This window comes from Glaciimonas soli, from assembly GCF_009497155.1.
Classification (GTDB): Bacteria; Pseudomonadota; Gammaproteobacteria; order Burkholderiales; family Burkholderiaceae_D; genus Glaciimonas; species Glaciimonas soli.
Window position 1 is genome coordinate 125,600 of the sequence record NZ_WINI01000006.1, and the last position, 26,146, is coordinate 151,745.

The following is a 26,146-nucleotide window of genomic DNA, read 5'->3' on the forward strand; positions in this document are numbered from 1 at the left end:
AATCTCGCATAACTGTTTAGACTAGGCGCTCCGACGCAGACAGTACGATAGTACGGCAAGGCGGAAGCAACGACGTATAAACCGTTATGCGGGAATACTTTTTTGCATAAATCCACTAATCGCGCTCAACAAAGCATCTTCCTGATACGGCTTACCAAGATATTCATTGACGCCCAATTCCATCGCATAAGCCCTGTGCTTGGTAGCGGTACGTGAAGTGATCATGATAATAGGGATATGACGCGTGCGTTCATCACTGCGAATGTTACGCGTCAAATCGAAGCCGTCCATCCGCGGCATTTCAATATCCACCAACATCACATCCGGCGTAATCGCCTGCAGTTGCTGCAACGCATCGACACCATCTTTTGCCAACACGACTTGATACGATTCGCGCATTAACAAGCGCTGTGTGACGCGTCGCACTGTCAACGAATCATCGACCACCATAACGATTTTTTGCGTGCGCAGGCCTTGCTCTAACTTGACAGTCGGTGCGATGACTCTGGCTTCCATTTCAGCTACAGCACCAACGCCTTCGACAGCATGAACAGTTTCCGTGGTCATGCCCGAGCGAGGCGCGCGTACTTCTTGCGCAAAGCGCTGCGCTAATGGCACCGGATTCAAAATCAACACGATGTCGCCAGAACCGAGCACTGTCGCACCGACAATACCGATCATACGAGACAATTGCGGTCCAATATTTTTCACCACCACCTCGCGGTTACCAACAATCGTATCCACGTGCAGTGCGACGCGATTATTGACACTGTTACCGCTTTTTAAAATCACAATCGGTGTGTATTGCTGCGCCGCCGGAACGGCTTCATGCTCGCCCAATAGAGCCGACAGATAATGCAGCGGCACGCGCTGTCCTTGCCACAACAACGTGCCTTCGTTATACGCCTGTGCCAGCATCGGTGCTTTCAACTGCTGCACTTGCTCCACCAATGCTGATGGCACAGCATAAGTCTGGCCACCAGTTGAGAAAATTACCACTTGCGTCACTGCCAATGTCAACGGCAAATGAATTGCAAACGTAGTGCCTTTACCCGCTTCAGTGTTGACCGCAACACGACCACCTAAAGAGGTTGCTTCAGAACGCACCACATCCATACCGACACCACGACCTGCCAATTCGGTCACTTCCGTTGCGGTCGAAAATCCTGGTTTGAAAATCAGATCAGTAACTTCGCCATCAGACAATAATAGATCCGTACTGATCAAGCCGTTACTTTGTGCTTTCTCGCGTATCCGCGACAAATTCAAACCTTGACCGTCATCGGTTAATTGAATCAATACCTCATTACCATCTTGAAGAATTTCGATTTTTAATTCGCCGACATCGCTCTTACCAGCGAGACGACGTTCGTCGCGCGTTTCGATACCGTGGACAATCGCGTTACGTAATAGATGCTCAAATGGTCCGACCATTTTTTCCAGAACGCCGCGATCCATCTCCACTGTGCTACCAAGAATATCCAGCGTCACACGCTTATCGAGCTCTTTCGATACCTGTCGAGTGAGGCGATACAAACGCTCAGCAACACTAGCAAATGGCACCATGCGGACATGCATCAGGTCTTGTTGCAGATCACGAGTCAACAAACCTTGCGCAACCAAATCGGCACTGGCATCATCGGCCGACTTTGTCAGTGTTTTTTGCAAAGTGGCTACGTCATTGACACTCTCTGCCATCATCCGTGTCAGCTCTTGCAAACGGGTAAAACGGTCAAACTCAAGCGGATCAAATTCGCGCTCACCGGCTTGCGTCATCCGAGAAGATATTTGCGTTTCCGCCTGCATCTCAATTTCACGCAACTGCTCACGCAAACGCACCACGTTTTCATCCAACTCCGATAGTGACGACTGCAAAGTACCAACCCCGGATTCCAAACGCGAACGCGCGATAGAAACTTCACCGGCCTGATTTACCAAACGATCAAGAATGTCGGCATTCACACGCACTTGCTGCACCGGTGCTTTGACTGGCAATGGTGTTGCAGCTGTCGTTGCGGCGATTAATCCCGCCATCTTTGGCACTATCACTGACGTCAATGCAGACGACGCTCCAACTGGGGCCACCGTGCTTGTTACGCTTGCTGCACTTGCTGCAATTGCTTTAGGTTTTGGTTGTGGCGAACACAGATCTTCAAACAGCTGCACTCCATGGTCGTAGTGCGCGAGCAGCTCTTCTACTTTATGCAGAATATGCTCAGCCTTGCTCTGATCATCGCTGCTGTGTGAAATGATTTCAATCTGGCTTTCCATCTCATGCATATGCTGACCAAGCACCATCGCACCGGCCATCCGTGCGCTGCCTTTAATGGTATGCAAATGGCGCAAAATTGCCTGGATGATAGCGGTCGGCATTGCAACAGAAGTTTCCTGTGCTGACTGTTGCCAGTCACGCAAAGCACCACCGATTTGCGGCAACATATCTCGCGCTTCTTCGATAAAGACCGGCAATAAATCCTCATCCAAATCGTCGCGCAAAGTTAAGTTGGCATCCAATTCTTCCGTGCTTTGCTCGAACAGACGCGGCACTACTGGCGCCATAGTTTCGATTAACATTGGCTCTGTCTCTGCTATTGCAGTGACAGATTCAAGCACGTGCAGATGCTGAACATTATCGGATGATGGTGATAGACTTTGCAGCACTTCTGCGTCGTCATCTTTGCGCGGCTCGTCATTCGCATGCATCAGTGCATTCAAACCACTTACCAATGCCGGTTCGTAATACGGCATTTCACCTTGCGCAAATTCCTGCAACATCGCTTTTGCCTGATCAACTGCCAACGTGATCATAACAAAATCTTGTTCTTGCATAACCGTTGGTTGCAAAGCGGCACGCTGCAATAACATTTCCAACGCATGCGCCAGTTCCTGCAACGGTTTAAAACCAACCGTGGCCGAGCTGCCCGCCAAAGAATGTGCAGCATGGATCGCTTGTACGGCAACAACACGCTCAGGCTCATGCCGCCACTCAGAGAAGTCACGCGCTAACAAACGGACTAACTGATCTGTTTCAGTTAAATAAATGTTGTATAACGGCAGACTGATCTGCAATTCACCAATTTTTTTAAGACTGTCATCTGGACGACTTTCCGGCACGCCCGGGAAAGCAATCACTTCTGCGCTTTCCGCTTGATGTTGCGGTTGGTCGGGCGGTAATTGAAGCGCATCAACATTGTGTTCTGCATAGCTGGCCAGCTCGACCACTGGCGACTCAGTGCCAGTATGCTCGCTAGCAAACAGCGCGATAGCGTCGGCAAATTCGTCTTCCGACACCTCAGATAACTGAATGTCAGAAGGCTGTAATTCTGTCGCCTGCACAATGAATGCTGGCGAGACTACTTCGTCAGTCAATTCAGCGCTTAACTCAGCGTTTAACTCAGCATCATCGCTTGTATCAAGCACTGCAGATATGACGTGTGCAGGTAAAAATTCATGGCCATCGCGGACCTGTTGCGCAGATGCACTTAGCGCTTCTGCTGTCCGATGCGATGTTCCCATCGCCCGAATATCTGCAATCCATCCCTCAAAATACTGCGTCGCCTCATCTAGCAACGCATACAGTGACGGCGTGCCGTTCCGTGCTTCAGACAACCACAGATTGAGCACCTGTTCTATGCTCCATGCCGCCTCGCCGAATGCGGTCAAGCCTATCATGCGGCTACTGCCTTTCAAGGTATGAAAAGCGCGACGCAATACCGTTAAATGTTCTTGATTGTGTGGGGCAAGACGTGCTTCCGGCAAAGTCTCGTGGACACAAGCACAGACTTCATCTGCCTCTGATAGAAAAATCTCCTGCAACTCGGCGTCGGCTTCTTCCTCACTGGTCGGCATTGGTGCCGACAACGTGATTTCCGGGCTGTGATTTTCTGTATGCGCAGGAACAATCGCAGTCACCAACTCTGCAATTGTTGCATTGGGCGCAGCCAACAGATCAATCGCCGCTTGCGCGCGATCGCTCGCACTGTGATCGTCGCTTAATCTGGCGTCAGCGCGCACTTGCACCAACGATGCTTTTAATTGCTCTTGCAACTCCAGATTCTGCGGTTCATTCGACAACGATATCGCCAGTTCGGCAGCTTGCTGCTGATGTTGCAACAGCTCTTCTTCTATCGTCGGCAAATGCGGAAAAGAGAGCGCGGGAAATTCATCATGCGCAGCACTAGCTGACTCGCCAGATGTCGCCGCTTCTGAAACTAATGGCGCAAAATTTTCTGCAACCGGGACTATCGCCGAAACCGGAACGGCTGGAGCCACGACATGCACCACTGGTTCACTCACCACGGTTGATGCAGTACGCTCTAATAGATTAATCCGAAATACCTGGCGCTCTTCATCAAAATTCAAACGGCAATGTTGATGATCCGCATGACCAGATTGATGCTGTAGCATCTCCAGATAAAAGCTCAATGCGCCAATATTTTGCGCGATCCGCTCAAACTCTATCTGCTCCGGCAATTGGCCATCTTCTGCATCAGAGAATTGCTGCAACGTGGCGCGTGTATGCGTGATCACTTCAGCGGCATCTGCATTGGATTCAACATGATCCAGAATTGACAATGCACCTTGAATTTGAGACAGGACGTGATCAATTCTGGTCAGCACCGTACGTTTGGCGGGTTCGGAAAAATACTCATCAAGCATTTTTTCAACCTGACGCAAACTGACTAACATCTCATGCGCCAATGTTTTTACATTTTGCCGCTGTTGCGCTGCTTGATAAATTTCACCCAACCAATGTGCTGGCTCGGTTGGTGTTTCACCTGACATCACCGATAGCAAGCGTGCGCTCATCGCGTCGGCACGCTCAGAGAAATTCTCTGGCAATCGATGAATGTGGCTTAGGGTGTTTTCAATAAACAATAAGCTGGTCGCAATTTCTATACCAATCGCATCACCCGGCTTGGCATAGGCCGCATGGCGTGCAATGCCACTTAATTCACGCAGCAATTTAGCCAGTGATGGCGCATTTAATTGGCCGCCGGATTCACTCAACGCATGCATCTGCTGCTCGAAATTTTGCGCTGGCGCCGGATTCCCCGAAGCCAGGTTATCCCACATATTTTTAGCTTGCGTCAGATGTTCTTTGGCTGCTTGCAGTGCGACAGGATTAACCTGATCGTAATGACGTGCCTGATAATCCGCTGGAACCGCGCCTTCCAAACGATATGCAAGACGAATTTGCTGATTTTTCGCTGATGGCGTTTGTATGCCCGCGATAAAAAACAAAGCGTCACGCAATAAGCGCTCGGAGATACTCGACGATCCTTCGCTTAAACGACGCAGTTGCAAATTAATCCGTGCAAACAATTGTTTGACGTGCAGCGCATTTCCCTCATTCGTTACAATATCGGCGTTGGCAACGCCATCGGAAAAGCCATTCATCACCCACCAAAAGGCGCGTGACTGCTGATGCGTTTGTGCCTGCTCTACTTCACCAATCACACTTTGCATGATGGCGGCATTCTGACACTCAACTGTGCTATCGCTGCTTTTCAGGAATGGCAGCAATGCCATTTCAAAGCGTTTACGTAGCGACTTTAAATCTAGTTCGATATTCTGCTGACCTTCCACAACAAACTGTGGCCTGATGCTCAGGTCAGGAAAAAATAAATCTGCCGGATGACACTTTTGCTGCCCCGCTGCCGTCCTGACAACCTGCATTAATGCATGATAATACGGGAATAATTTGACCGGTTGATGTGCGGCGCCAGCCAGCAACTCTTCCAGATAAGCGATCAACGCTTGATATGTTTGACCTATCGTTGCGACCTGCTCTGCGCTAAGAACAGCAACGTTACTGTTCTCATCCGTTTGCGCTGCTTGCGCCTGATCGAGCAACTCTTCAACCGCTTCTGTCAATATCGTCACGCCACTGATATCAACCATCTGCAACGCGCCATGCGCCTGGTGCAAATAGGTTTTTGCAAGAAGCAACTGGGTGCTTTGATCCTTGTTCTGATCGCTAGATAATTTTTGCAACGCTGTCGCAGATTGCGTCAGCGCCTCTTGAATTTCGTTCATGACCCATGACAATGGACCGGTGTCTGGTTGAGAAAATGCGGTGGTCATGACTGCCTTATTGGTTTTGAGAACCTGTTTTACTATTATTAATGATATGTTTTCTCTTCTCTCTCACATATAGGAGAAAGATCAGGCGAGATGGAATGCATCATTGAAAATGTCTGAACACTCCCTCTCCCCCAACCCCTCTCTCGCTTGTCTGAGAGGGGAATCAGAGTAATCAGCTCGTACGGAAACGCGATACTGAACTCTTCAAATCTTCTGCCAGTTTCGACAATTCACGAATCGACAACGCAGTTTGACGCGTACCTTCTCGTGTTTTATCCGTTACGGCAAGAATGTTTTGAATGTTAGTAGCAACCCCGTTTGCTGATGTTGCTTGCTGTTCCGTGGCGCTGGAAATACTTTGAATCAATTCCGCCAGTCGGTTCGAAACGCTACGAATCTCAGACAAGGAAGCACCAGCGGCATCAGACAATTTCGCTCCCTCAACCACACCCGCCGTGGATTTTTCCATCGCCACAACGGCATCGTGCGTATCTGTTTGAATCGTCCGCACCAACGCACCAATCTGTTTGGTCGCAGCACCGGAACGTTCCGCCAGGCGCTGCACCTCTTCCGCAACCACCGAGAAGCCGCGTCCCGCTTCACCGGCAGACGCCGCTTGAATCGCCGCATTCAACGCCAATACGTTGGTCTGTTCGGTAATGTCGGAAATCAGTTCAGTAATTTCACCAATCTCTTGTGACGACTCACCCAAGCGTTTAATACGCTTGGACGTTTCTTGAATCTGATCGCGAATTTCGTTCATACCGGCGATCGCATTTTCCACGGCCTTGGCACCACCTTCTGCCGCCGTAACCGACTGACGCGCAACGTCAGCAGACTCACTCGCCGATTTTGATACATCGGTAATCTGCGTCGCCATGTCCAGAACTGCGTTGGTAGTTTCCTGAATATCGCGTGACTGTCGCTGCGATGCCGCCAACAGTTCGATCGAAATACTTTGCGCCTGATCCGATGCTGTCGTCACTTGCTGTGCAGTGGCAGTTACGCGACCAACCAAGCCGCGCAATTCTTCAACCGTATAGTTAACCGAGTCGGCAATCGCACCGGTAATGTCTTCCGACACCGTCGCTTGCATAGTCAAGTCACCATCCGCAACTTCTTGCAGTTCATTCATCAAACGCAAAATCGCGGCCTGATTCTGGTTGTTCGTATTTGTCGCATTAATCTCGTGTTGAATCGCTTGCAAACGTTGATCATCGGCAGCCTGACGACGTAAATCCGCTTCTTGCGTACGGCGACGACCTTCTTGCAACTGTACCCATGCAATACTTGCTGCAGCCAACAATGCTACTAACGCAGATAACAGCATCAAGATAAATGGCAAACTCACTGAATCTTCCGAAGCGCGGTATTTATCCTGCAACGCCGTCAATTGTTGTTTCAACGATTCGTTTTCGGTAAAGATCAATTGTTCGGACTGTTTCGCGGACACGAAATTTTGCATGTTGCCCAATACCGCAGCGACCGATACCTGGTACTCGCCAAAAGATTTTGCCAGTGCAGTTAAGATCGCGCGCTCATCTTCATTTTTACTTGCTGGCAAACGCAAGATATCACTACCATTCAAAAAGCCATTGATGATGTCGCGGAAAGTATTCGTATCTTTCCCGAGCAAGAAAGCTGTTTCTGGATTCACACCTTCGGAGGTCAAAAATTCATTGGCGCTACGTCCTAAACGTTGCGTCAACATGACCAGTTGTGATGCTGCGGAAATTTCATGAGGAGTTGCACCACCTTGCATTTTGATGGTCGAAATTTGCTCTGACAAATCTAACAATGTCGGTGACAAATCATTCAGTTTTTGCAGTGTCACACCAAAACCGGTCAATTCTTTTTGCTGCTTCAAAATCGTGTCTGCAGCTTTGTCGGTATTGGACCAGGTTTTTTGCACCTCGGCCAAAACCGGTTGCATGCTTGAACTTGATGCCGCAATTGCACGACCTTTAAAAATACCGCCTTTGGTCAAGACTGCAATGTCTTTATTGAATTCATTGCGACTATCTGTCAACTGCTTAAACGCTTCTGGATTACCTTGAATCGCATTCGGAGTTGCTTTACCTATACGCTGCGAGTGCATCAGCGCATCATCGGCAATTTGCGTGTGGATTGAACTTAAGGTTGCATCTCTGGTATTGAGCACCAGGAAAAACACCGTCAAGATCAATGCTCCCACCAACGTCATCAACAAGATTCGCACTTGCTGCTGTTGCGGCAACTTGCCAATCAGCGGTAGTGGCTTATCTTGATATGCAGATGCCAGTGCTCCCATTGCACCCGCCGTTGCTTCGGCTTTTGGTGCGACAGGCGCCGCAACTGGGGCAGCTGCTTGCGCGGTCTCAGTGTCATGATAGGTGGAAGTATCAACGGTTGCGCTTGATGCTGGCGCTACCTTTTCCATAAAAGCTGACGCTGCTGGCGCAGGAGTTGTCGGCACATAGGACGCAGCGGTTAATGTTGTCGGAATCTCTTCTGGGAAGGGATCGAAAATAGTCGAGGCAGAATCGAATGATGATGCATCCATTTCTGTCGCGCCAGCCGATTCAATCCAAACTGTATTTGACAAGGCATGCTCATCACCGTTCTGCGGATTCGCATGCTGATTGGCTTCTGCTGCGGCAGCATACGCCGCAAAGTCTTGATGATCGTGCCCAGAATCGTGACCGAAAAACTCGCCACCTTCTACCTGTTCTTCTTTAGCTGCCTTGAACAGTGACGGTAATTTGAACGCCATTACAAAATCTCCTCATTACACATTCGATGTCGCCGCTGGTGAGCGTCAACGTGGATACCAACCAACTGGCTTTTATTTGCTTTTATTGCTGTTTACAACTCACCACACCTACAATCCCACCTGCAAAAAACGCGGGTCCTGTATCAACTGCGCCAACTTCAATTCAGTCCACAATTGACCATCACTATCGAGATAACGTTTGCTGCCGTCGTCGCTCAGCTCGTCCGACGGAGTCTGCAGTTGCATCTGTTCGAGATTACGCAAACCCAGCACGCGCTTGACTAACAAAGCACTGTTAAATTGCAGACGGGAAGAAAAAGCGACGATGCGACTGTCTTTGTCTATCGATGTTAATGGTTCGCCTTGAAAGCGCGCAAAGTCCACTACGCTGATTAAAGAACCGCGGATATTGGTCAAACCAAGATACCAGTCTTGCGCCAACGGCACTTTCGTGATGCGATCAATTGCGACAATTTCACCCGCTTCTTGCAAATCCAATAGCCAGCGTGTTTGCCCAATCAAAAAACCTAAATGATTTTGATGTGTCGCGACGCCACTACGCGCTGCCTGCATACGCTCCAGAAAATGTGCCTGAAACTCGCGCAAGCGGGTACGGCGCTGCTCCATGTCCCGGCTTGCATTATTCCTGCTTGCATTTACATCTTGCACAGGTTGCAGCGCGGGTATCTGCGCGCGCAGATCCGAGTTTGATTGGCTCATAATTTCGATAGTATGGAAGTGTATGCGGGAGCTATGGTTGTACGATTATGAGAATCAGGCCGCGCTCAACGCTGCGATCTTTGCCAGTAATTCTTGTGGATTAATTGGCTTCACCAAGTAATCCTTTGCCCCTTGACGCATACCCCAGATACGATCCGTTTCCAGACCTTTGCTGGTGCACATAATGATGGGAATGCCTTGCAGTTCTGGATCTTTGGTAATCGAGCGCGTGGCCTGGAAGCCATTTTGTCCTGGCATCACGACATCCATCAAAATCAAATCGGGCTTGTCAGCCTTGATTTTTTCCAGAACGCCTTCTGCGCTTTCGGAAGTCGATACCGAATATCCCTGTTTTGCCAAAATATCGGTCAAAAAATACCGCTCTGTAGCGGAGTCGTCGACGATGAGTACTTTTTGTATTGCCATGTTGATCCAACCTTTACTTTTAATTTTGCGTTACTACGTTTGCCTAAGTACGTTCACTTTATTACGGCTACGTTATTGCGAATTACATCAAATACTTCAAAAATTTACCGCGCGGCCAACGCGAGTTCAGACATCGCTTCGGCAACTGGCTTGATCTGCGCTACAGAAACAGCTGCAGCAGTGCTATGAGCCTGCTGTGTATATTGGCGCACCGTCTTGAGCAGACTGTCTTTAGTAAAAGGCTTGGTAAGGTATTCACTAGAGCCGACCATCGCCCCGCGCGCGCGATCAAATAATCCGTCCTTGGAAGACAGCATAATCACGGGGGTGTCATGGAATTTGGCGCTTTTTTTGATCAAAGCGCAGGTTTGATATCCATCTAGCCTAGGCATCAAAATATCGCAAAAGATCAGGGCCGGCTTATGATCATGCACTTTTGCAAGCGCATCAAAGCCGTCCTCCGCAAGCACCACCTGGTAGCCTGCCTGACTCAAAAAGATTTCTGCTGAGCGCCGAATCGTACTGCTATCGTCAATCACCATCACTTTTAAGTTGCTGTGCTCACTGCTTTGCTCAAGTGCCGTCATTTGATGTGCTTTCAAACCAAATTTAAATTTACGGCATCACTGTAACAAAGATTGTGATTCTTTAAAACAACATTTCTCAAAGTCATTGAATGATGTGTGTTTTTTATGAAATCACGCATTTTGAAACGCATTTCATGGTTTTTTTTGCAATTATTGTTAACCGTACGGCATCACATTGGTGTATTACACAACATGAACGTTGTATAAAAACAAAAAGGCAGATAAGCACCCGATTGGGTGCTTATCTGCCTTTTCATTAGAAATCCGGCGAAATGTTGGTAAAAACTAAATCGCCACCATTTCAAAATCTTCCTTGCGAGCGCCGCATTCCGGACATGTCCAGTTCATCGGCACGTCGGCCCATAAGGTTCCCGGAGCGATGCCTTCCTCTGGCAAGCCAGCCTCTTCATCGTAGATCCAGCCGCAAATCAAACACATCCAGGATTTGTATTCAGGCTTATTAGTTTCGGTATTGCTCACGGCGACTATCCTTCAATCAAGTAAAATGCAAAGTCAGCTATCTTAATCTACTCACCGTGCAAAACCAAACTTCTCCCACTATTTCTCCGTTGATATTAACCTTCGGTGTTGCAGATCCAGTTGGTGCCTCTGGTATTCAGGCCGATCTTGCCACATTTGCAGCAATGGGCTGTCATGGTCTTTCTGCCATCACTTCCATTTTGATTGGCGACACCGCGCGAATCGAAGATACCCAGGAAATCGACGCCGATTGGGTTGCCGATCAAGCCCGTGTGCTGCTGGAAGACATGCAAATTTCTGCTTTCAAAGTCGGTGCCGTTGGCTCGATCGAAAGCGTTTCTGTCATTGCCGAAATCGTTTCTGATTATCCAGAAATGCCTTTGATTCTGGATCCGTTTTTGACGATGATGCCAGATCAAGGTCAAGACAGCGAAGATTTACTTACCGCTATCCGTGAATTATTGATTCCACAAACCACCGTCATGTTTGTATCGGCGGTTGAATTATCGCGACTTGCGGAAACATGGCGCGAACCGTCAACCGAAGACATGTGCGCCGTTGACGCCATGCACATCATCGGGCTGGGTTGCGAATTTCTGTTCGTCACCGGTACCCCGAGCAATGCAGGAACGGTCAGCAATATATTATTTAACGATACCGGAATCGTGCGACAAGATAGCTGGCAACGCGTATCGGGCGCATTCATCGGTGCCGGCACCACACTTTCTGCCGCTACCGCTGCCATGCTCGCCAACGGTTTAGACGTGCCGGAAGCCGTCACAGAAGCACAAGAATTCACCTTGGCAGCAGTCACTGCAGCGCAGCGGATAGGGATGGGAAAGCTAGTGCCAGATCGTTTTTTCTGGGCACGCGAAGATAATCCTGGCAATCCTGATGCAGTTGATGATGGTGACGAAACATCACCTTAACCAAGCCCATCTTCCCTCGCCAGCATGGGGAAGATAAGAAAAGCATCCAATTTTCCAATTTTCTGATACGACAAACATCACCATGACTTCTACAACATCGAACAACGACACCCTCTTCGCCCGCGCTCAATTGACTACACCCGGCGGCGTCAATTCGCCAGTACGCGCTTTCCGCTCTGTCGGCGGTACGCCGCGCTTTATCACGCGTGCCGAAGGTCCTTATTTCTGGGATGCCGACGATCAACGCTATATTGATTATATCGGCTCATGGGGTCCGGCCATCGTCGGTCATGCCCATCCGACTGTAATCAAAGCCGTGCAAGATGCTGCTGCACGCGGCCTCAGTTTTGGCGCGCCAACCGAAGGTGAAATTCTGATTGCGGAAGAAATCTGCAAGCTGGTGCCGTCAATTGAACAAGTACGTTTAGTTTCCAGCGGCACCGAAGCCACCATGAGCGCCTTGCGATTGGCGCGTGGTGCGACCGGCCGCGACAAGATCGTCAAATTTGAAGGCTGTTATCACGGTCATGCAGATTCGCTGTTGGTTAAAGCCGGCAGTGGCTTACTCACTTTCGGCAATCCGACTTCATCTGGTGTGCCGGAAGATTTTGTTAAACACACTTTGGTACTTGACTACAACAACGTCGAACAACTGGAGGAAGCATTCAAGAACATAGGCGATCAGATCGCTTGTGTGATTGTTGAGCCAGTTGCCGGCAACATGAATTTGATACGCGCCACACCGGAATTTTTACAAGCAATGCGCTCGCTGTGTACAAAATATGGTGCCGTATTAATTTTTGATGAAGTGATGTGTGGCTTCCGCGTCGCGCTTGGCGGTGCGCAAGCTTTGTACAACATTCAGCCGGATATCACTGCCTTAGGAAAAGTCATCGGCGGCGGTTTGCCAGTGGCTGCCTTTGGTGGTCGCGCAGATTTGATGAAACACATGGCGCCATTGGGCGGTGTATATCAAGCAGGCACTTTGTCCGGCAATCCCGTCGCGGTGGCAGCTGGCATGACAACCCTGAAATTGATCCAGGCTCCCGGCTTCTATGACGCCCTCAGCACACAAACTTTGAAACTCACGCAAGGCTTAACTGCTGCGGCAAAAGATGCCGGTATTGAGTTCTGCGCTGATGCCGTCGGCGGTATGTTCGGCTTGTATTTCGCCAAACAAGTGCCGGGCACGTATGCTGAAATGATGACGACCAATAAAGACCGTTTCAACAAATTCTTCCATGCGATGCTAGATGCAGGCGTTTATCTGGCGCCGTCCGCATTTGAGGCGGGCTTTGTGTCGGCGCAGCATGATGATGCGGTAATTGCGGCTACGGTTGAAGCGGCGCGTGGCGCGTTTGCTCAGTTGAAATAATGAGTTGAAAGTATCATCGGAATAAAAATGGCGAGGAGATTAATCTCCTCGCCATTTTTTACGTGCGTAGCATGTTAATTGAACCAGCCACGTCGTTTGAAATACCAAAATGGCGCCACTGCTGATGCGATCATCAACAAGATCGAGAAAGGGTAACCATAGGTCCATTTAAGTTCTGGCAATATCTCAAAATTCATACCGTAGATACTGGCGATCAAGGTTGGTGGCAAGAACGCGACCGAGGCAACTGAGAAAATTTTAATGATCTTGCTTTGATTTAAATTAATAAACCCGATCGAGGCATCCATCAAGAAATTGATTTTATCGAACAAAAATGCGGTGTGACCGTCGAGCGACTCAATGTCGCGCAGAATCTGCCTTGCATCTTCAAACTGCTCGGGGTTGAGCAAACGACCGCGCATCAAATAACTGACAGCACGGCGGGTATCCATCATGTTACGCCGGATGCGTCCGTTTAAATCTTCTTGATGCGCTATCGCGTTCAGTGCAGCAGCAGCCTCCTGATCAGTGATTTGCTTTTTCAGCACGCTGCTGCTGACCTCTTCCAAATCACTGTAAACACCTTCCAATGCATCCGCCGAATATTCCGCATCTGTTTGGTATAAGTCGAGCAGTACATCTTTGTAATCGCCAATAGAGCCTGGACGAGAACGGGCGCGCATGCGCACCAGACGGAACACCGGTAAATCTTCGCTATGTACGGAAAACAGGATATCGCGTGCCAAAATAAAAGCGACAGTGATGGTGGACGATTGACCGTCATCTTGCTCAAACAGGAAATCGGTATGCAAATGCAAATCGCCGTTTTCTTCTTCGTAATACCGTGCTGAAGCTTCAATGTCTTTGACATCATGCTCACCCGGCATGGAAACGCCGTATGCCTGTTTAACCCAGGTGCGCTCTTCACTGGTGGGATCTGTCAGATCAACCCAGACTGGCGCAGCTTGCTCAAGGTCCTGCCTGCTCTCGATATTGACCTGATTGAGACGGCCATTTTGCAATACGAATACGTTAATCATGTGACCTCGCTGGGACAAAAGACTGAGTCGAAATTCGCGCAAGTGTACTTTTAACTAATAGAGCCAGCAAGCGCAATCATCACAAGAAATATTGACCAATAAATCGTTAAGGTAAGTCTGCCGAACCCATGCGTCGCAAAATCAATCCTGTGCGTCTGGCCAGATAAGCTGAGCCACGATTTTTATCGTAGAACCGTGGATTAGGCAGCATTACCGCCATCCGTGCGGCCTGGCTTGCGCTCAAATTGGCAGCAGAGGTCCCGTAATAATGACGGGCCGCGGCTTCCGCACCAAAAACACCATTGCCCCATTCAACCACATTCAGATAAATTTCGTAAATTCGCTCTTTATCCATCCAGAATTCCAACATATACGTGATGATGAACTCCTGGCCTTTTCGTATATAACTACGTTCGCCCGACAAGAATAAATTTTTTGCCAACTGCTGTGTGATGGTCGAGCCGCCACGCACCACCTTGCCCTTCTTTTCATTCTTCTCGTAGGCTTGTTCGACCGCACTCCAATCGACGCCATCGTGCTCAGTAAAATTGGCATCTTCCGAAGCGATGATGGCGCGTTTCAGATTGGGAGAAATACGGTTATAAGGTACCCAGGTGAATTGCAATTGCGCATTGGGATTGGTTTCTCTTAGCGCCGATAATTGCTGGCTCATCATGCTGGTCGAACCAGGATTATGATCAACTAACCACCAAACCCGCGCAAAAAAATATAGCTGCAAAGCCAGAATAGCGATCACCGCAAACAACACTATTTTCAGCAGTAATTTGCTAACTGGTTTCATGTTTTATTTCCAAAAATATTTACATGGGTCTTGCGCAATAGAGAGAAAGCGACCTCGTCATTCCCGTGAACGCGGGAATTTATGTTACGCAACTTGGATCCCCGCGTTCGCGGGGACGACGATAATCTTCAAATTGCTTATTTAGAATGACTCACAACTGTGCGCGTAATGCCGCATATACGTCAGCCGTCTGCGGCCGCACACCACGCCACACAAAAAAAGCTTCCGCCGCCTGCTCCACCAACATGCCCAATCCATCCCGGACGCTGGCGCCATGGGCGCTGGCAAACTGCATGAAAACCGTTGGCTGTTGGCCGTACATCATGTCATAAGCCAGTGTCGATACGCCAAAAACATGCGGCGGAATCGGCGGCACATCGGCTTGCAAACTGGCTGAAGTCGCATTAATGACGATATCAAACTGATCCTGCAAGTCGGCAAATTCACAAGTAGTTATGCGCGCTTCATTGGGGAAATTTAGTGCGATTTGTTGTGCCAAGTCTTCAGCCTTGGCGAGCGTTCGGTTCGCTAGCACCAGCTGCGACGGTTGGGTCTGCAACAAAGGTAATAACGCACCACGCGCCGCACCGCCGGCACCTAATAACAAGATGCGTTTTCCCGTCAAACCGACACCCGCGTTGCGCACAATATCAGTGACCAAACCGATGCCATCGGTGTTGTCACCCAAAATAGTGTCACCATCGAACTTGAGCGTATTCACCGCACCGGCAGCTTCCGCGCGATCGGTGAGAATAGTCGCCAAAGCATATGCGTCTAGCTTAAAAGGAACCGTGACGTTCGCCCCTTTTGCGCCTTCCTCAATAAATTTTTGAACCGTCGTTGCGAAACTATCCAATGGCGCCAACAAACGCGTGTATTGCATCACTTGCCCTGCTTCCTGCGCGAAGCGTGCATGGATTTCTGGTGATTTGCTATGAGCGATTGGGTTGCCAATGACGGCGTATAGATCAGGCATAATTATTCTTACTCATCTTAGTTATCAACTGCGCGCAACTCTGTCGTCAGTTGTCCCTCATGAGAAAATGTCATTGTCATGATCACTTCCCATACATCATCTTTGCCAGTTGATCGCATATTTTGCGGGAAGCGACCAAACGGTGCGGCTCTCTCGATGATACGCACCGCCTCCGCATCCAGGCCCGGCACTTTAGAACTAATCTCAACCTGAACGCCGCCGTCTTTTTGATACAGCGAGCCATCCTGATAAATCGGTACCGAGACAACTAATTTCCCATGTAGTGCATTGCCATTTTTCTTCGGGAAATTCAATGTCCCCATACGCTCTACTTTATCGGCAAATGCGCGGTAATACATCGCGTATCCTCTTGCGCTCGTGCTCGGGGTAATTTGCGTCTTTTTAGGCCGTTTGTTGTAGTCCTCGATACTCTTGGCAATTTCAGCTTCTTTGCGGCGCAAAGCTTTGGCATCCGCCAAATTATCGGTGCCGTCATCTTGCTGAGTTTTATCTACCTGCTTATCTTGCGGCGTTGGCTCTGATACGGAAAAGGCCGTTTTCCTTTGCATTTGCGCCAACATTTTCTGCTGTTGCTGTTCCAGTTCGACGATCCGGCGTTTGGTCGTATTGAGACTGTCACCATCTTCCGATAAATGCATATCCGGCAACGGTGACTTGGCACGCCCGGCATCGGCATTGCCGCCGCCATCCAGATTCACCTGCGCCAAGGCCTCTGCTTTCACCGGTTTGGTATCATGCTTGGCATTGACCAAAATGACTTCCAGCGACGGATCGGTTGGCTTGAATTTAAAGGCGTCTGGCGCACCAAAGTGCACGGCGAGTAGAACAGCATGCGCCAATACCGAAATGCCAATGGCGCCCACTAAAATGCGATTTTCAGGAAGTGATTTCACGCTAGTAGATGGTTAAAAGGATAGCTAAAAAATATATCAAAATGGGCACAACAAACCCTTTATCAGTGCCCTACGCTTTTTATGCCCCTGAGACTGGGGTGCCATTTTCGGCTTCTTCATTTTCTTCTGCCGTTTCATCAACCGGCACTTCCAACGGTATTTCCAGCGACTCATGCGGCATATCCATCGCAGCGTCGAGTTCTTCCGACTCCAGCTCATCTGCAAGCGCATCATCTTCTTGCTCTTCAAGCTGATCGGAGGCCGGTGGCGTCAACACTTCTAGCAAACGCACTTCTATACTCAGATCAACTTCATCCCAGCGGAGGATATCAAGTTTAACTTGGGCGCCACGCGCAACAGCAGGCATACCTGGCAATTTGATGACTAAAGGAATATCGACCAGACGCAAAATTTCGTCTTTCAACACGACCGCTTCGACTTGTTTTGCGCGGCCTTCTTTTTGTTCCTGTCCCAACCAACGCAAACACCAATAGCGCTCCATATTCGACTGAAAATCGCCATAGCCGGAATAAGCCGCATCGAAAGCAGAAACAATCGCAAACAGATCCGCATCACGTGGTTTGAACGGCGCCACCAATGGCGCTGCTATACCTTTTTCAGCGCATGCCAGAATCTGCCATTGATTCACCAAGTCGGTGTAGCGTCGCAACGGTGAAGTGCTCCAGGCATATTGATCGACGCCCAATCCTTGATGCGGCGCAGCGTGCGTGACCATGCGCACTTGCATTTTCGCAGCCCAGCCACCGCTTCCACCGCCTTGTGCGCGATAAATACCTGGCACGCCGTGATCCGCCATGAATTTGCCCCAAGTGCTATTGGCGAAAATCATCAGTTCAGCGACGATTTTATCGAGTGGCGCACCACGTTTACGGCGGTCTATAGTGACCACATCATCGGTCACGTAAAAATTGAAATCGACGCGATTGTTTTGCTCTGGTCGCAACCCGAAACTTTCGCGCTTGGCCATCCGGACTTGCTCCAGCACTTGTACCCATTGCCACAACACGGCGATATCGGCTTTATGCGGATAATCACCTTCACCACTGGCCAAGGTTGCCTCTGTCACCAATGCGTCCAAAGTGTTGTGGCGCAAGTTGGCAGAAATCGGTACGGCTTCGACTTTGGTTTCAGTGCTGATCAGAGTCCAATCGGCGGGATTAAGCGTCGCATACAACGATAGAGCCGGACAGTTTTTACCTTCATCCAGCGAAAAAGCGGCAACCAATTCATCCGGCAACATGGTAATTTTGTCGCCCGGCATATACACGGTTGACATGCGATGACGCGCAATCGCATCAATCGCATCGTCACGCTTTATGCCCAAACCCGGCGCGGCGATATGAATACCGATACGGACATTGCCATCGGCAAGCGTGACGACCGATAAGGCGTCGTCAATTTCAGTCGTGGTCACATCATCGATAGAAAACGCTTTGACATCCGCCACTGGCAACGCGGCCACGCTTGGAACGGTGATCGCCGGGAAGCCCACACCTTTCGGGAAAAATTCATAACGGAATTTAGAGAAATGCAGTTCTTTCGGTGACGCGATACCACCGACCGCCAGCATCAAACGTTGCGGCGTGGTTTGCAATTCATTACATGCTGCATCCAACGCTTTATATTCAATGCTATTTTTATCTGGTTTGAAAAGTAAATGCAGTACGGATGGCTGCATCACCTCGGGCAATTGATTTGCCTTCAGTTGCTCTACATACTGTGCTTGAATCACGGCCTGCTGCTGCTTCTTTTCGATACCTGCCTGTGCCGCTTTCAGCGATGCTTCCGGCGCAGCTTTATAACGACCGCGACCTTTTTTATAAAAATAAATCGGCGAACTATGCAAACGCATCAGCAATCCTGCCGCTTCGGCTGGTTGTGGTGCATGGCCAAAATATTCTGCGCCCAATTCTGCAAAACCAAACTCTTCCTGTCCCGCCACTTCCCACAGAAAATCAACGTCAACATCTTGCGCTATTTTTTGCGCGTCTTCCAATAATTGATGCGGCGTCGGCGCGCTGTATTGCAACAGCACGTCTTTGGATTTGATTTTGCTGCGCTTGCCCGTCGGCAGTTCGACCTGATAGGCCTCGCCTTGCTGCGACAAAACCGTACCTGCTTTAAAGTCGCCGGACTCTTCAAAAAATAGATTCATTGTTTGTTCAAAACTTTACAAGACGAATTTCTAATACTTAAGGCTGCCGACGTAACGCAACTATCGCCGGAAAAAAAACTTCTGTGACCAACATCACGCCACCTTTGCGATGAAAGGTCGAACGTCGCGCCAGCCATGATGTTGCGCGCTTATTGTCAAGCACATTGCCAGACTCATTGCCAGATTCATTGCCAGATTCTCTCACGCCAACAGCCGCAACCATGCGCCGCACCAGTGGATGATTGCTATATAACCGTGCGTATTGCATCTGACCGCGCCGCACCAGCGGATCATGGAATAAAGTGGTTCCTAAAGAGCGCTCGCCCAATGTGCTAAAAAATGGCCACTCGGTCGTCGTTGATGCCAACGATAAAACGGTATGACCGAATACCATCGCTTCATCATCACAACGCAGCACGACTTCACGCTCTTGCACTCGTACACGGGATGGCAAAGCTATCGCCGCATATTCATCAGCCAGACAGAATGCGTGTCTCTGATGCAAACGCTGAACCCGGAATTGTTCACAATGCGCCATTAATTTATAGGTCAGTGATGCACGATCAGTCAGCCAATCACGCATCAACGCCGTTGGCCGCACACCGTTGGCATGATCGTGCCAATGCGCATAAGCGTGTGAACGTGGCATTACTTTCCAGCCCCCAGGCTGATTCCAGCAAACGCCAACACCGAATCCGCATAAGCTGCAAACTCGCTGATCCCATGATCACTGCCGTCAATAATCAATTGCTTGGCGTGCCGGTAATGCGCGACCATTTCGCGCCAGTCGAGGACTTCATCGCCGGTGGCGGCAATTAAAAAATAACGAGGCGGCCGCGTAATATGTTTTATTGTCAACGCCTGCAGTTCTGCGATGTATTCACGCTTGAATTCAAATGGCAGATCGGAGTGATAGTGATGATGAATGCCGATATATTTTTCCAGATCACGCGGCGGTTTCACAGCGGGATTCAATAACACCGCACGACAACCATATCGTTCTGCCAGCCAGGTTGCGTAAAATCCGCCCAGAGAAGAGCCAACGATGGTCAGATCGGTCGGAGCGCGCTCTGCGATTAATCCTTCTGCCAATGCAATTGCTTCCTTCGGAGAAGCGGGTAGTTGTGGGCAGACATAGTCGTGAGCCAACCCCACAGACTGCATGCGTTCACCCAACAAGCGCGCTTTAAAGGACAACGGCGAAGAACGGAAGCCGTGCAGGTACAAAATCATCAGACTTGGTCCGAAGTGACAAGCACGGCCGCTAACGCATCAAGAATCTTTTGATGCACGCCACCAAAACCGCCATTACTCATTACCAGCACGTGATCACCCGGTCGCGCTGCGTGCACCACTGCCGCCACCAACTGATCTAAATCATCGTAAGCACAGGCTTTGTCGCCCAATGGCGCCAAAGCCTGTGCCAAATCCCAACCGAGTGCCGCTTTGCCAGTACCTTTGACGCCGTAACCGAATATCAGATCAGCGTCCGTCAAACTGCCCGGCAAGGCATCTTTCATGGCGCCCAATTTCATAGTGTTGGAGCGCGGCTCTAACACAGCCAGAATCCTGCCGCCTTTTCCGACTTTCTTGCGCAATCCCTCTACCGTCGTCGCAATCGCCGTCGGGTGGTGGGCAAAGTCGTCATAGACCGCAATTTGCTGTACCGTGCCGCGCAATTCCATACGGCGTTTGACGTTTTCAAATTTTGCCAGCGCTGCAACTGCTTGCGCTGGCACGATGCCGACATGGCGTGCCGCAGCAATGGCGGCCAATGCGTTCATGCGATTATGCTCGCCGGTTAAATCCCAATGCACGGTTCCTTGTTTGACGCCATCCAGATTGATATCAAAATCACCATTATCATGCGTCATCATGGACCAGCCAGCGCTCCAATCTACTGCGCCCTTCTCGGTGCCATTTTCGACGCCAAACATTACTTGCTCACTCCAGCACCCACGCGACATCACGCGTTCTAATGCCGGTTCGCGCGCATTCACCACCAGACAGCCGACGCCAGGCACGGTACGCACTAAATGATGGAATTGGGTTTCTATCGCGGCAAGATCAGGGAAGATGTCAGCGTGATCGTACTCAAGATTGTTGAGGATTGCGGTTTTTGCGTGGTAATGCACGAATTTGCTGCGCTTATCGAAAAATGCCGTGTCGTATTCGTCTGCCTCAATGACAAAAAATGGCGCATCAGTCAATCTTGCGGAGATCGCGAAATTCATAGGCACACCGCCGATCAGAAACCCTGGATTGTAACCAGCGTCTTCCAGTATCCATGCCAGCATGGCCGAGGTTGTCGTCTTGCCGTGAGTACCCGCTACCGCCAATACCCATTTATCACGCAGAATATGCTCGCCTATCCATTGCGGACCAGAGATATAAGGCAAACCGCGATTGAGAATCTCTTCCATCAGCGGATTACCGCGTACGATGACATTCCCGATCACATACAGGTCTGGCTGTAACTCAGTCTGTGCTGCACCAAAGCCTTGGATTAACTCTATCCCTTGCGCTTCAAGCTGCGTACTCATCGGCGGATAAACGTTTGCGTCGCAGCCGGTTACTTTATGACCAGCCTGTTTTGCTAATACCGCCACGCCACCCATAAAGGTGCCGCAAATGCCGAGAATATGAATGTGCATACTAGAGTGCCAATATTCGTTAAAAATAGAATCCTAGATTTTACCTGAGCAACGAACATGAACGTGATATCTGATGCGACTATTGCCTATTAAGAAGAAGAAAATGTTTTATGATGCCGTTTATGGCCAGCAAACACTCCCCCGAATTTGATCAAATACGCGCCCAAATCGCCGCCAGCGCTGCGCGCATGATCGCAGAAGACGGCGCCGACTATGGCACCGCCAAGCAGAAAGCCGCGCAACAAGCTTTCGGTAACAGCCGCGTTCCCGGCAATTGCATGCCGGATAACAGCCAAATCGAAGAAGAAGTCCGTTTATATAACGCCTTGTTCTTTGCTGACTCACAACCCGCGCGATTAGTCCATTTGCGCACGTTGTCCGTGGAAATGATGACGGAACTGGCGGCGTTTAATCCTTATTTGACTGGTGCGGTACTTAACGGCACGGCCGGTGAGCATGCAGACATCCATTTACATTTGTTCGTCGACAGCCCAAAAGAAGTTGAAATTTATCTATTAAATAAAAATATTCAGTTCGAAATTTCTGAAAGCGACAATTTCAATCGCCCGGAAAAGCGCCGCGGTCGCAGCGACGTTGAACCGCAAGAAACCTTGAGCTTCATGTACAAGCAAGAAAGCATCCATTTGGCACTTTATGATGCCAATGACTTACGCAACACCAGCACTGCCAGCGGCAAGCGTATTGAGCGCGCAAATCTGGCGACCGTGCTTGCCCTGCTAAAATAGCCAGCTGGCGACAAACCCAAACCAAAACTGACGAAAGTATGCAGATGAAACGCAAATTGCTCATATATATTCCTATCGCACTCCTATTTGCGGCTATCGGCGCTTACTTTAATCTGCAACGCCTGGAACCCAGCTCCCCTGAAACACTGGCAGTAAATCAACTTTTCGCTCAACCCATGGTCACTGCGAACGGCATACAAGTTCCGTTATCGCAATGGAAAGGCAAACCATTAATCGTCAATTTCTGGGCAACCTGGTGCGGACCTTGCGTTGAAGAAATGCCCGAGTTGAATAATATGCAAGTAGAACTGCTAAAGAAAAATATTCAAATTATTGGCGTCGGCATAGACTCCCAGGAAAATATTACAAAGTTCGCCGACAAATATAAAATTACTTACCCGCTGTACGTTGCAGGCACGGACGGCACAGCATTGCTACGTCAATTCGGCAATGCTGCAGGAGGATTGCCATTCACTTTATTAATTGGCGCAGATGGTAAAGTGAAAAAAACACTCCTCGGTGGCATCAATTTTGACGAATTAAAGAAAGATTTGGAATTGCTACAGTAATAACAAATGGTGCCCTATCATCAGTGACATATAGTCAGTAATAGCCTATGGATCTTGGCTAGAAACAAAAATTTCCTTGCCAGTTAAAGCCATTTGACGGCAAAATGCGCCCATCGTCGTCAAACGGAGCTTTATCTCCATGGCAAAAAATATACTTCTACTCAATGGCCCTAATTTGAATTTGCTGGGCATACGTGAGCCGGAAGTCTACGGATCCACCACGCTAGCTGAAATAGAGCAAGCGGCTCAAGCACAAGCTGCGGCGGCTGGCGCTCAGCTTGCGTGCTTCCAAAGCAATCACGAAGGTGCATTGATAGACCGAATTCATGCCGCCCAAGCGCAGGGTGTGGATGCGATCATCATCAATCCTGGTGGCTTGACACATACCAGCGTTGCTTTGAGAGATGCTTTGGCAGGTATCGCCATTCGCTTCGTTGAAATCCATATCTCCAATGTTCATCAACGCGAAAATTTCCGCCATCATTCTTATTTATCGGGTATTGCCGTTGGCGTCATTTGTGGATTTGGCGTGGAGGGCTATCAACTTGCGATAGAATTTGTGCTTAAAAAACTTTAATTTAACCTTAAGCCTTAAAATATTGCACTATCGCAATAAAATTTACACCCCAAATACATATAATTTGCTGTAAATTCGCCTATCCGCCAATAAAGAAGAAGAATGGCAGTTATTTTTGGCGATAATTTTTAACTTTTATACTAATTGTTTGTACTGAGCTTGTTGCAACTCAGGTTGCGACTAAGCCGTACAAATCATAACCATTTTGAAGGAATGCACATGGATTTGAGAAAACTCAAAACGCTGATCGATTTAGTCGCAGAATCGGACATCGAAGAGCTGGAAGTGACAGAAGGCGAAAGCAAAGTACGCATCGTCAAATCATCCGGTCAGCAAAATCACATGGTCATGATGCAACCGCAAATGGCGCAAAACCCAACGCAAGTTCAAGTCGCAGCACCGGTTGCCGCTTCGGTTGCGCCGGCTGCAGCAGCTCCGGCAGTACCTGAAGGACATGTCGTCAAATCGCCTATGGTTGGTACTTTCTATCGCTCTTCATCACCTGGCACGCCGCCGTTTGTTGAAGTTGGTGCTGAAATCAAAGAAGGTCAGACCGTATGTATTATTGAAGCCATGAAATTGCTCAATGAAATTGAAGCAGATGCGTCGGGCAAAATTCTGAAGATTTTGGTTGAAAATGGCCAACCGGTCGAATTCGGTCAGCCTTTGTTTATTATTGGTTAATACATGCCTTCGTTACGCCTGAACTGACTTAAGTTAAGGCGTAAAAAAGCAAAGCATGAATTTGAAGCTGCAATACAGCTGCCCTTTGCGGCTGTATTGCAGGCTATTTAACTGTAACGTAACTGAACCGCTGGCTTAATTGCTGCATAAATGCTAACTTAATTTCCACATTAATTGCTGCTGCATTAATTGCTGTATTAACCGCTGAAATCCTAGCGACGGATAAATCACTATATGTTTGAAAAAATCCTTATTGCCAATCGCGGCGAAATTGCCTTGCGCATTCAACGTGCCTGCCGTGAATTAGGTATCAAGACCGTAGTCGTGCACTCGGAAGCTGATCGCGAAGCCAAATATGTGAAACTGGCTGACGAGTCGGTCTGTATCGGTCCGGCACCGTCGAGCTTGAGCTATTTGAATATGCCAGCCATCATCAGCGCTGCAGAAGTCACTGATGCCGAGGCAATCCACCCTGGTTATGGCTTCCTTTCTGAAAATGCCGATTTTGCTGAGCGCGTTGAGCAATCCGGTTTTGTCTTCATCGGCCCGCGCCCAGCCAATATTCGCTTGATGGGCGATAAAGTATCGGCCAAACAAGCCATGATACGTGCCGGCGTACCGTGCGTTCCAGGTTCGGAAGGTGCGCTGCCGGACGATCCTAAAGAAATCATCAAGATCGCCCGTAAAATCGGCTATCCAGTCATTATCAAAGCCTCTGGCGGCGGCGGCGGACGCGGTATGCGCGTGGTGCATACCGAAGCGGCACTGGCCAATGCAGTCGTCATGACGAAGACTGAAGCTGGCGCAGCGTTTGGTAATCCTGAAGTGTATATGGAGAAATATCTGGAAAATCCACGTCACGTGGAAATCCAGATCCTGGCCGATCAATTCAAAAATGCGATCTGGCTGGGTGAGCGCGATTGCTCCATGCAGCGCCGTCACCAAAAAGTTATCGAAGAAGCGCCGGCACCCGGCATTCCACGCAAGCTGGTTGAAAAAATCGGTGATCGTTGCGCCGAGGCTTGCCGCAAAATGGATTATCGCGGCGCTGGAACGTTTGAGTTCCTGTACGAAAACGGCGAATTCTATTTCATCGAGATGAATACCCGGGTTCAGGTTGAGCATCCGATCACAGAAATGATTAGCGGTGTTGACATCGTCCAAGAGCAAATTCGTATCGCTGCGGGCGAAAAACTTCGCTATCGTCAACGCGATATTCAGCTGACTGGCCATTCCATCGAATGCCGGATTAACGCCGAAGATCCATTTAAATTTACGCCTTCTCCTGGCAAAATCTTGTCTTGGCATGCTCCTGGCGGCCCTGGCATTCGGGTTGATTCGCACGCTTATGCTGGCTATGTTGTACCGCCATATTATGACTCCATGGTCGGCAAAGTAATTTCTTACGGTGCCACCCGTGAACAAGCGATACGACGGATGCAAATCGCCTTATCAGAAATGGTGGTCGAGGGCATTCAAACCAACATTCCATTGCATCGCGAATTGATGGTTGACGCACGCTTTATCGAAGGTGGGACTAATATTCATTATCTGGAAAACAAACTGGCTGAAAGGCCAGATTTGACCAAACCGGTTAAAAAATAATTAGTTCTGATGCATTGGGGCACCGAGGGTTTTTACCGTTTGTGCCC

The 26,146-nt window shown here is 49.2% G+C and carries 21 protein-coding genes; 7 read left to right on the forward strand and 14 right to left on the reverse strand.

What is annotated here, in order from left to right; genetic code table 11:
- Nucleotides 1–84 precede the first annotated feature (84 nt).
- The 6 genes from GEV47_RS11755 to GEV47_RS11780 form a co-directional block, all read right to left on the reverse strand.
- Nucleotides 85–6,087 carry an Hpt domain-containing protein gene (locus tag GEV47_RS11755; protein ID WP_153234966.1) on the reverse strand — a complete coding sequence of 2,001 codons (6,003 nt, stop codon included), beginning with the start codon at nt 6,085–6,087 and terminating at the stop codon, nt 85–87.
- A 172-nt stretch (nt 6,088–6,259) separates the two neighbouring features.
- A complete protein-coding gene (locus GEV47_RS11760) occupies nt 6,260–8,506 on the reverse strand; it encodes a methyl-accepting chemotaxis protein (protein WP_153235063.1) in 2,247 nt (748 codons plus the stop codon).
- A 441-nt stretch (nt 8,507–8,947) separates the two neighbouring features.
- On the reverse strand, nt 8,948–9,559 hold the full coding sequence (locus tag GEV47_RS11765; protein WP_322741619.1) for a chemotaxis protein CheW: 612 nt from the start codon (nt 9,557–9,559) through the stop codon (nt 8,948–8,950).
- Between the two features lie 54 nt (nt 9,560–9,613).
- Nucleotides 9,614–9,985, reverse strand: coding sequence for a response regulator transcription factor (locus tag GEV47_RS11770; RefSeq protein WP_153234967.1), 372 nt, complete (start codon nt 9,983–9,985; stop codon nt 9,614–9,616).
- A 104-nt stretch (nt 9,986–10,089) separates the two neighbouring features.
- The gene (locus GEV47_RS11775) at nt 10,090–10,572 is read right to left on the reverse strand and encodes a response regulator (RefSeq protein ID WP_228124681.1); all 483 of its coding nucleotides are present in this window, start codon (nt 10,570–10,572) and stop codon (nt 10,090–10,092) included.
- A gap of 285 nt (nt 10,573–10,857) precedes the next feature.
- Entirely contained in the window at nt 10,858–11,010 is a 153-nt protein-coding gene (locus GEV47_RS11780; RefSeq protein WP_153235065.1) for a rubredoxin, read from the reverse strand.
- 98 nt (nt 11,011–11,108) lie between these two features.
- Here GEV47_RS11780 and thiD point away from each other — a divergent pair, with 98 nt between their 5' ends.
- Nucleotides 11,109–11,981 (forward strand): bifunctional hydroxymethylpyrimidine kinase/phosphomethylpyrimidine kinase, encoded by an 873-nt coding sequence (gene thiD / locus GEV47_RS11785; protein WP_322741620.1) that lies wholly within the window; start codon nt 11,109–11,111, stop codon nt 11,979–11,981.
- Between the two features lie 82 nt (nt 11,982–12,063).
- Nucleotides 12,064–13,356, forward strand: coding sequence for a glutamate-1-semialdehyde 2,1-aminomutase (hemL, locus tag GEV47_RS11790; protein ID WP_153234968.1), 1,293 nt, complete (start codon nt 12,064–12,066; stop codon nt 13,354–13,356).
- A 74-nt stretch (nt 13,357–13,430) separates the two neighbouring features.
- Here hemL and corA read toward each other — a convergent pair whose 3' ends face one another.
- The 8 genes from corA to mpl form a co-directional block, all read right to left on the reverse strand.
- Nucleotides 13,431–14,396 carry a magnesium/cobalt transporter CorA gene (gene corA, locus GEV47_RS11795; protein ID WP_153234969.1) on the reverse strand — a complete coding sequence of 322 codons (966 nt, stop codon included), beginning with the start codon at nt 14,394–14,396 and terminating at the stop codon, nt 13,431–13,433.
- A 106-nt stretch (nt 14,397–14,502) separates the two neighbouring features.
- Entirely contained in the window at nt 14,503–15,198 is a 696-nt protein-coding gene (gene mtgA, locus GEV47_RS11800) for a monofunctional biosynthetic peptidoglycan transglycosylase (RefSeq protein ID WP_153234970.1), read from the reverse strand.
- Between the two features lie 151 nt (nt 15,199–15,349).
- On the reverse strand, nt 15,350–16,174 hold the full coding sequence (gene aroE / locus GEV47_RS11805) for a shikimate dehydrogenase (protein ID WP_153234971.1): 825 nt from the start codon (nt 16,172–16,174) through the stop codon (nt 15,350–15,352).
- Between the two features lie 17 nt (nt 16,175–16,191).
- Complete coding sequence (locus GEV47_RS11810) at nt 16,192–17,088, reverse strand: energy transducer TonB family protein (RefSeq protein ID WP_322741621.1); 897 nt, start codon at nt 17,086–17,088, stop codon at nt 16,192–16,194.
- A gap of 79 nt (nt 17,089–17,167) precedes the next feature.
- Nucleotides 17,168–19,264 carry a ribonuclease catalytic domain-containing protein gene (locus GEV47_RS11815; protein ID WP_153234972.1) on the reverse strand — a complete coding sequence of 699 codons (2,097 nt, stop codon included), beginning with the start codon at nt 19,262–19,264 and terminating at the stop codon, nt 17,168–17,170.
- A 37-nt stretch (nt 19,265–19,301) separates the two neighbouring features.
- The gene (locus GEV47_RS11820; protein ID WP_153234973.1) at nt 19,302–19,913 is read right to left on the reverse strand and encodes a chorismate--pyruvate lyase family protein; all 612 of its coding nucleotides are present in this window, start codon (nt 19,911–19,913) and stop codon (nt 19,302–19,304) included.
- Nucleotides 19,913–20,497 (reverse strand): YqiA/YcfP family alpha/beta fold hydrolase, encoded by a 585-nt coding sequence (locus tag GEV47_RS11825; protein WP_153234974.1) that lies wholly within the window; start codon nt 20,495–20,497, stop codon nt 19,913–19,915. Before GEV47_RS11825 ends, GEV47_RS11820 begins: the two co-directional genes overlap by 1 nt.
- Nucleotides 20,497–21,918: a UDP-N-acetylmuramate:L-alanyl-gamma-D-glutamyl-meso-diaminopimelate ligase gene (gene mpl / locus GEV47_RS11830; RefSeq protein WP_153234975.1), complete on the reverse strand. Its 1,422-nt coding sequence runs from the start codon at nt 21,916–21,918 to the stop codon at nt 20,497–20,499. The genes GEV47_RS11825 and mpl overlap by 1 nt, the downstream gene beginning before the upstream one ends.
- Nucleotides 21,919–22,028: 110 nt before the next feature.
- Between mpl and GEV47_RS11835 the strand changes: the two genes are divergently transcribed.
- The 5 genes from GEV47_RS11835 (at nt 22,029) to accC (ending at nt 26,099) form a co-directional block, all read left to right on the forward strand.
- Nucleotides 22,029–22,664 (forward strand): hypothetical protein, encoded by a 636-nt coding sequence (locus tag GEV47_RS11835; protein WP_407646237.1) that lies wholly within the window; start codon nt 22,029–22,031, stop codon nt 22,662–22,664.
- Nucleotides 22,665–22,708: 44 nt separating this feature from the next.
- Nucleotides 22,709–23,233 (forward strand): TlpA family protein disulfide reductase, encoded by a 525-nt coding sequence (locus GEV47_RS11840; protein WP_194270655.1) that lies wholly within the window; start codon nt 22,709–22,711, stop codon nt 23,231–23,233.
- Nucleotides 23,234–23,372: 139 nt separating this feature from the next.
- The gene (gene aroQ / locus GEV47_RS11845) at nt 23,373–23,810 is read left to right on the forward strand and encodes a type II 3-dehydroquinate dehydratase (protein ID WP_153234977.1); all 438 of its coding nucleotides are present in this window, start codon (nt 23,373–23,375) and stop codon (nt 23,808–23,810) included.
- Nucleotides 23,811–24,029: 219 nt separating this feature from the next.
- Complete coding sequence (gene accB / locus GEV47_RS11850; RefSeq protein ID WP_153234978.1) at nt 24,030–24,494, forward strand: acetyl-CoA carboxylase biotin carboxyl carrier protein; 465 nt, start codon at nt 24,030–24,032, stop codon at nt 24,492–24,494.
- 234 nt (nt 24,495–24,728) lie between these two features.
- Complete coding sequence (accC, locus tag GEV47_RS11855; protein ID WP_153234979.1) at nt 24,729–26,099, forward strand: acetyl-CoA carboxylase biotin carboxylase subunit; 1,371 nt, start codon at nt 24,729–24,731, stop codon at nt 26,097–26,099.
- The last annotated feature ends 47 nt before the right edge of the window (nt 26,100–26,146 follow it).

What these genes read in the sequence shown, in the direction of transcription:
- GEV47_RS11755 (WP_153234966.1), bottom strand. Translation starts at nt 6,087, where the DNA reads ATGACCACCGCATTTTCTCAACCAGACACCGGTCCATTGTCATGGGTC.
- GEV47_RS11760 (WP_153235063.1), bottom strand. Translation starts at nt 8,506, where the DNA reads ATGGAAAAGGTAGCGCCAGCATCAAGCGCAACCGTTGATACTTCCACC.
- GEV47_RS11765 (WP_322741619.1), bottom strand. Translation starts at nt 9,559, where the DNA reads ATGAGCCAATCAAACTCGGATCTGCGCGCGCAGATACCCGCGCTGCAA.
- GEV47_RS11770 (WP_153234967.1), bottom strand. Translation starts at nt 9,985, where the DNA reads ATGGCAATACAAAAAGTACTCATCGTCGACGACTCCGCTACAGAGCGG.
- GEV47_RS11775 (WP_228124681.1), bottom strand. Translation starts at nt 10,572, where the DNA reads ATGACGGCACTTGAGCAAAGCAGTGAGCACAGCAACTTAAAAGTGATG.
- GEV47_RS11780 (WP_153235065.1), bottom strand. Translation starts at nt 11,010, where the DNA reads ATGTGTTTGATTTGCGGCTGGATCTACGATGAAGAGGCTGGCTTGCCA.
- hemL (WP_153234968.1), top strand. Translation starts at nt 12,064, where the DNA reads ATGACTTCTACAACATCGAACAACGACACCCTCTTCGCCCGCGCTCAA.
- corA (WP_153234969.1), bottom strand. Translation starts at nt 14,396, where the DNA reads ATGATTAACGTATTCGTATTGCAAAATGGCCGTCTCAATCAGGTCAAT.
- mtgA (WP_153234970.1), bottom strand. Translation starts at nt 15,198, where the DNA reads ATGAAACCAGTTAGCAAATTACTGCTGAAAATAGTGTTGTTTGCGGTG.
- aroE (WP_153234971.1), bottom strand. Translation starts at nt 16,174, where the DNA reads ATGCCTGATCTATACGCCGTCATTGGCAACCCAATCGCTCATAGCAAA.
- GEV47_RS11815 (WP_153234972.1), bottom strand. Translation starts at nt 19,264, where the DNA reads ATGAATCTATTTTTTGAAGAGTCCGGCGACTTTAAAGCAGGTACGGTT.
- GEV47_RS11820 (WP_153234973.1), bottom strand. Translation starts at nt 19,913, where the DNA reads ATGCCACGTTCACACGCTTATGCGCATTGGCACGATCATGCCAACGGT.
- GEV47_RS11825 (WP_153234974.1), bottom strand. Translation starts at nt 20,497, where the DNA reads ATGATTTTGTACCTGCACGGCTTCCGTTCTTCGCCGTTGTCCTTTAAA.
- mpl (WP_153234975.1), bottom strand. Translation starts at nt 21,918, where the DNA reads ATGCACATTCATATTCTCGGCATTTGCGGCACCTTTATGGGTGGCGTG.
- GEV47_RS11835 (WP_407646237.1), top strand. Translation starts at nt 22,029, where the DNA reads ATGATGCCGTTTATGGCCAGCAAACACTCCCCCGAATTTGATCAAATA.
- GEV47_RS11840 (WP_194270655.1), top strand. Translation starts at nt 22,709, where the DNA reads ATGAAACGCAAATTGCTCATATATATTCCTATCGCACTCCTATTTGCG.
- aroQ (WP_153234977.1), top strand. Translation starts at nt 23,373, where the DNA reads ATGGCAAAAAATATACTTCTACTCAATGGCCCTAATTTGAATTTGCTG.
- accB (WP_153234978.1), top strand. Translation starts at nt 24,030, where the DNA reads ATGGATTTGAGAAAACTCAAAACGCTGATCGATTTAGTCGCAGAATCG.
- accC (WP_153234979.1), top strand. Translation starts at nt 24,729, where the DNA reads ATGTTTGAAAAAATCCTTATTGCCAATCGCGGCGAAATTGCCTTGCGC.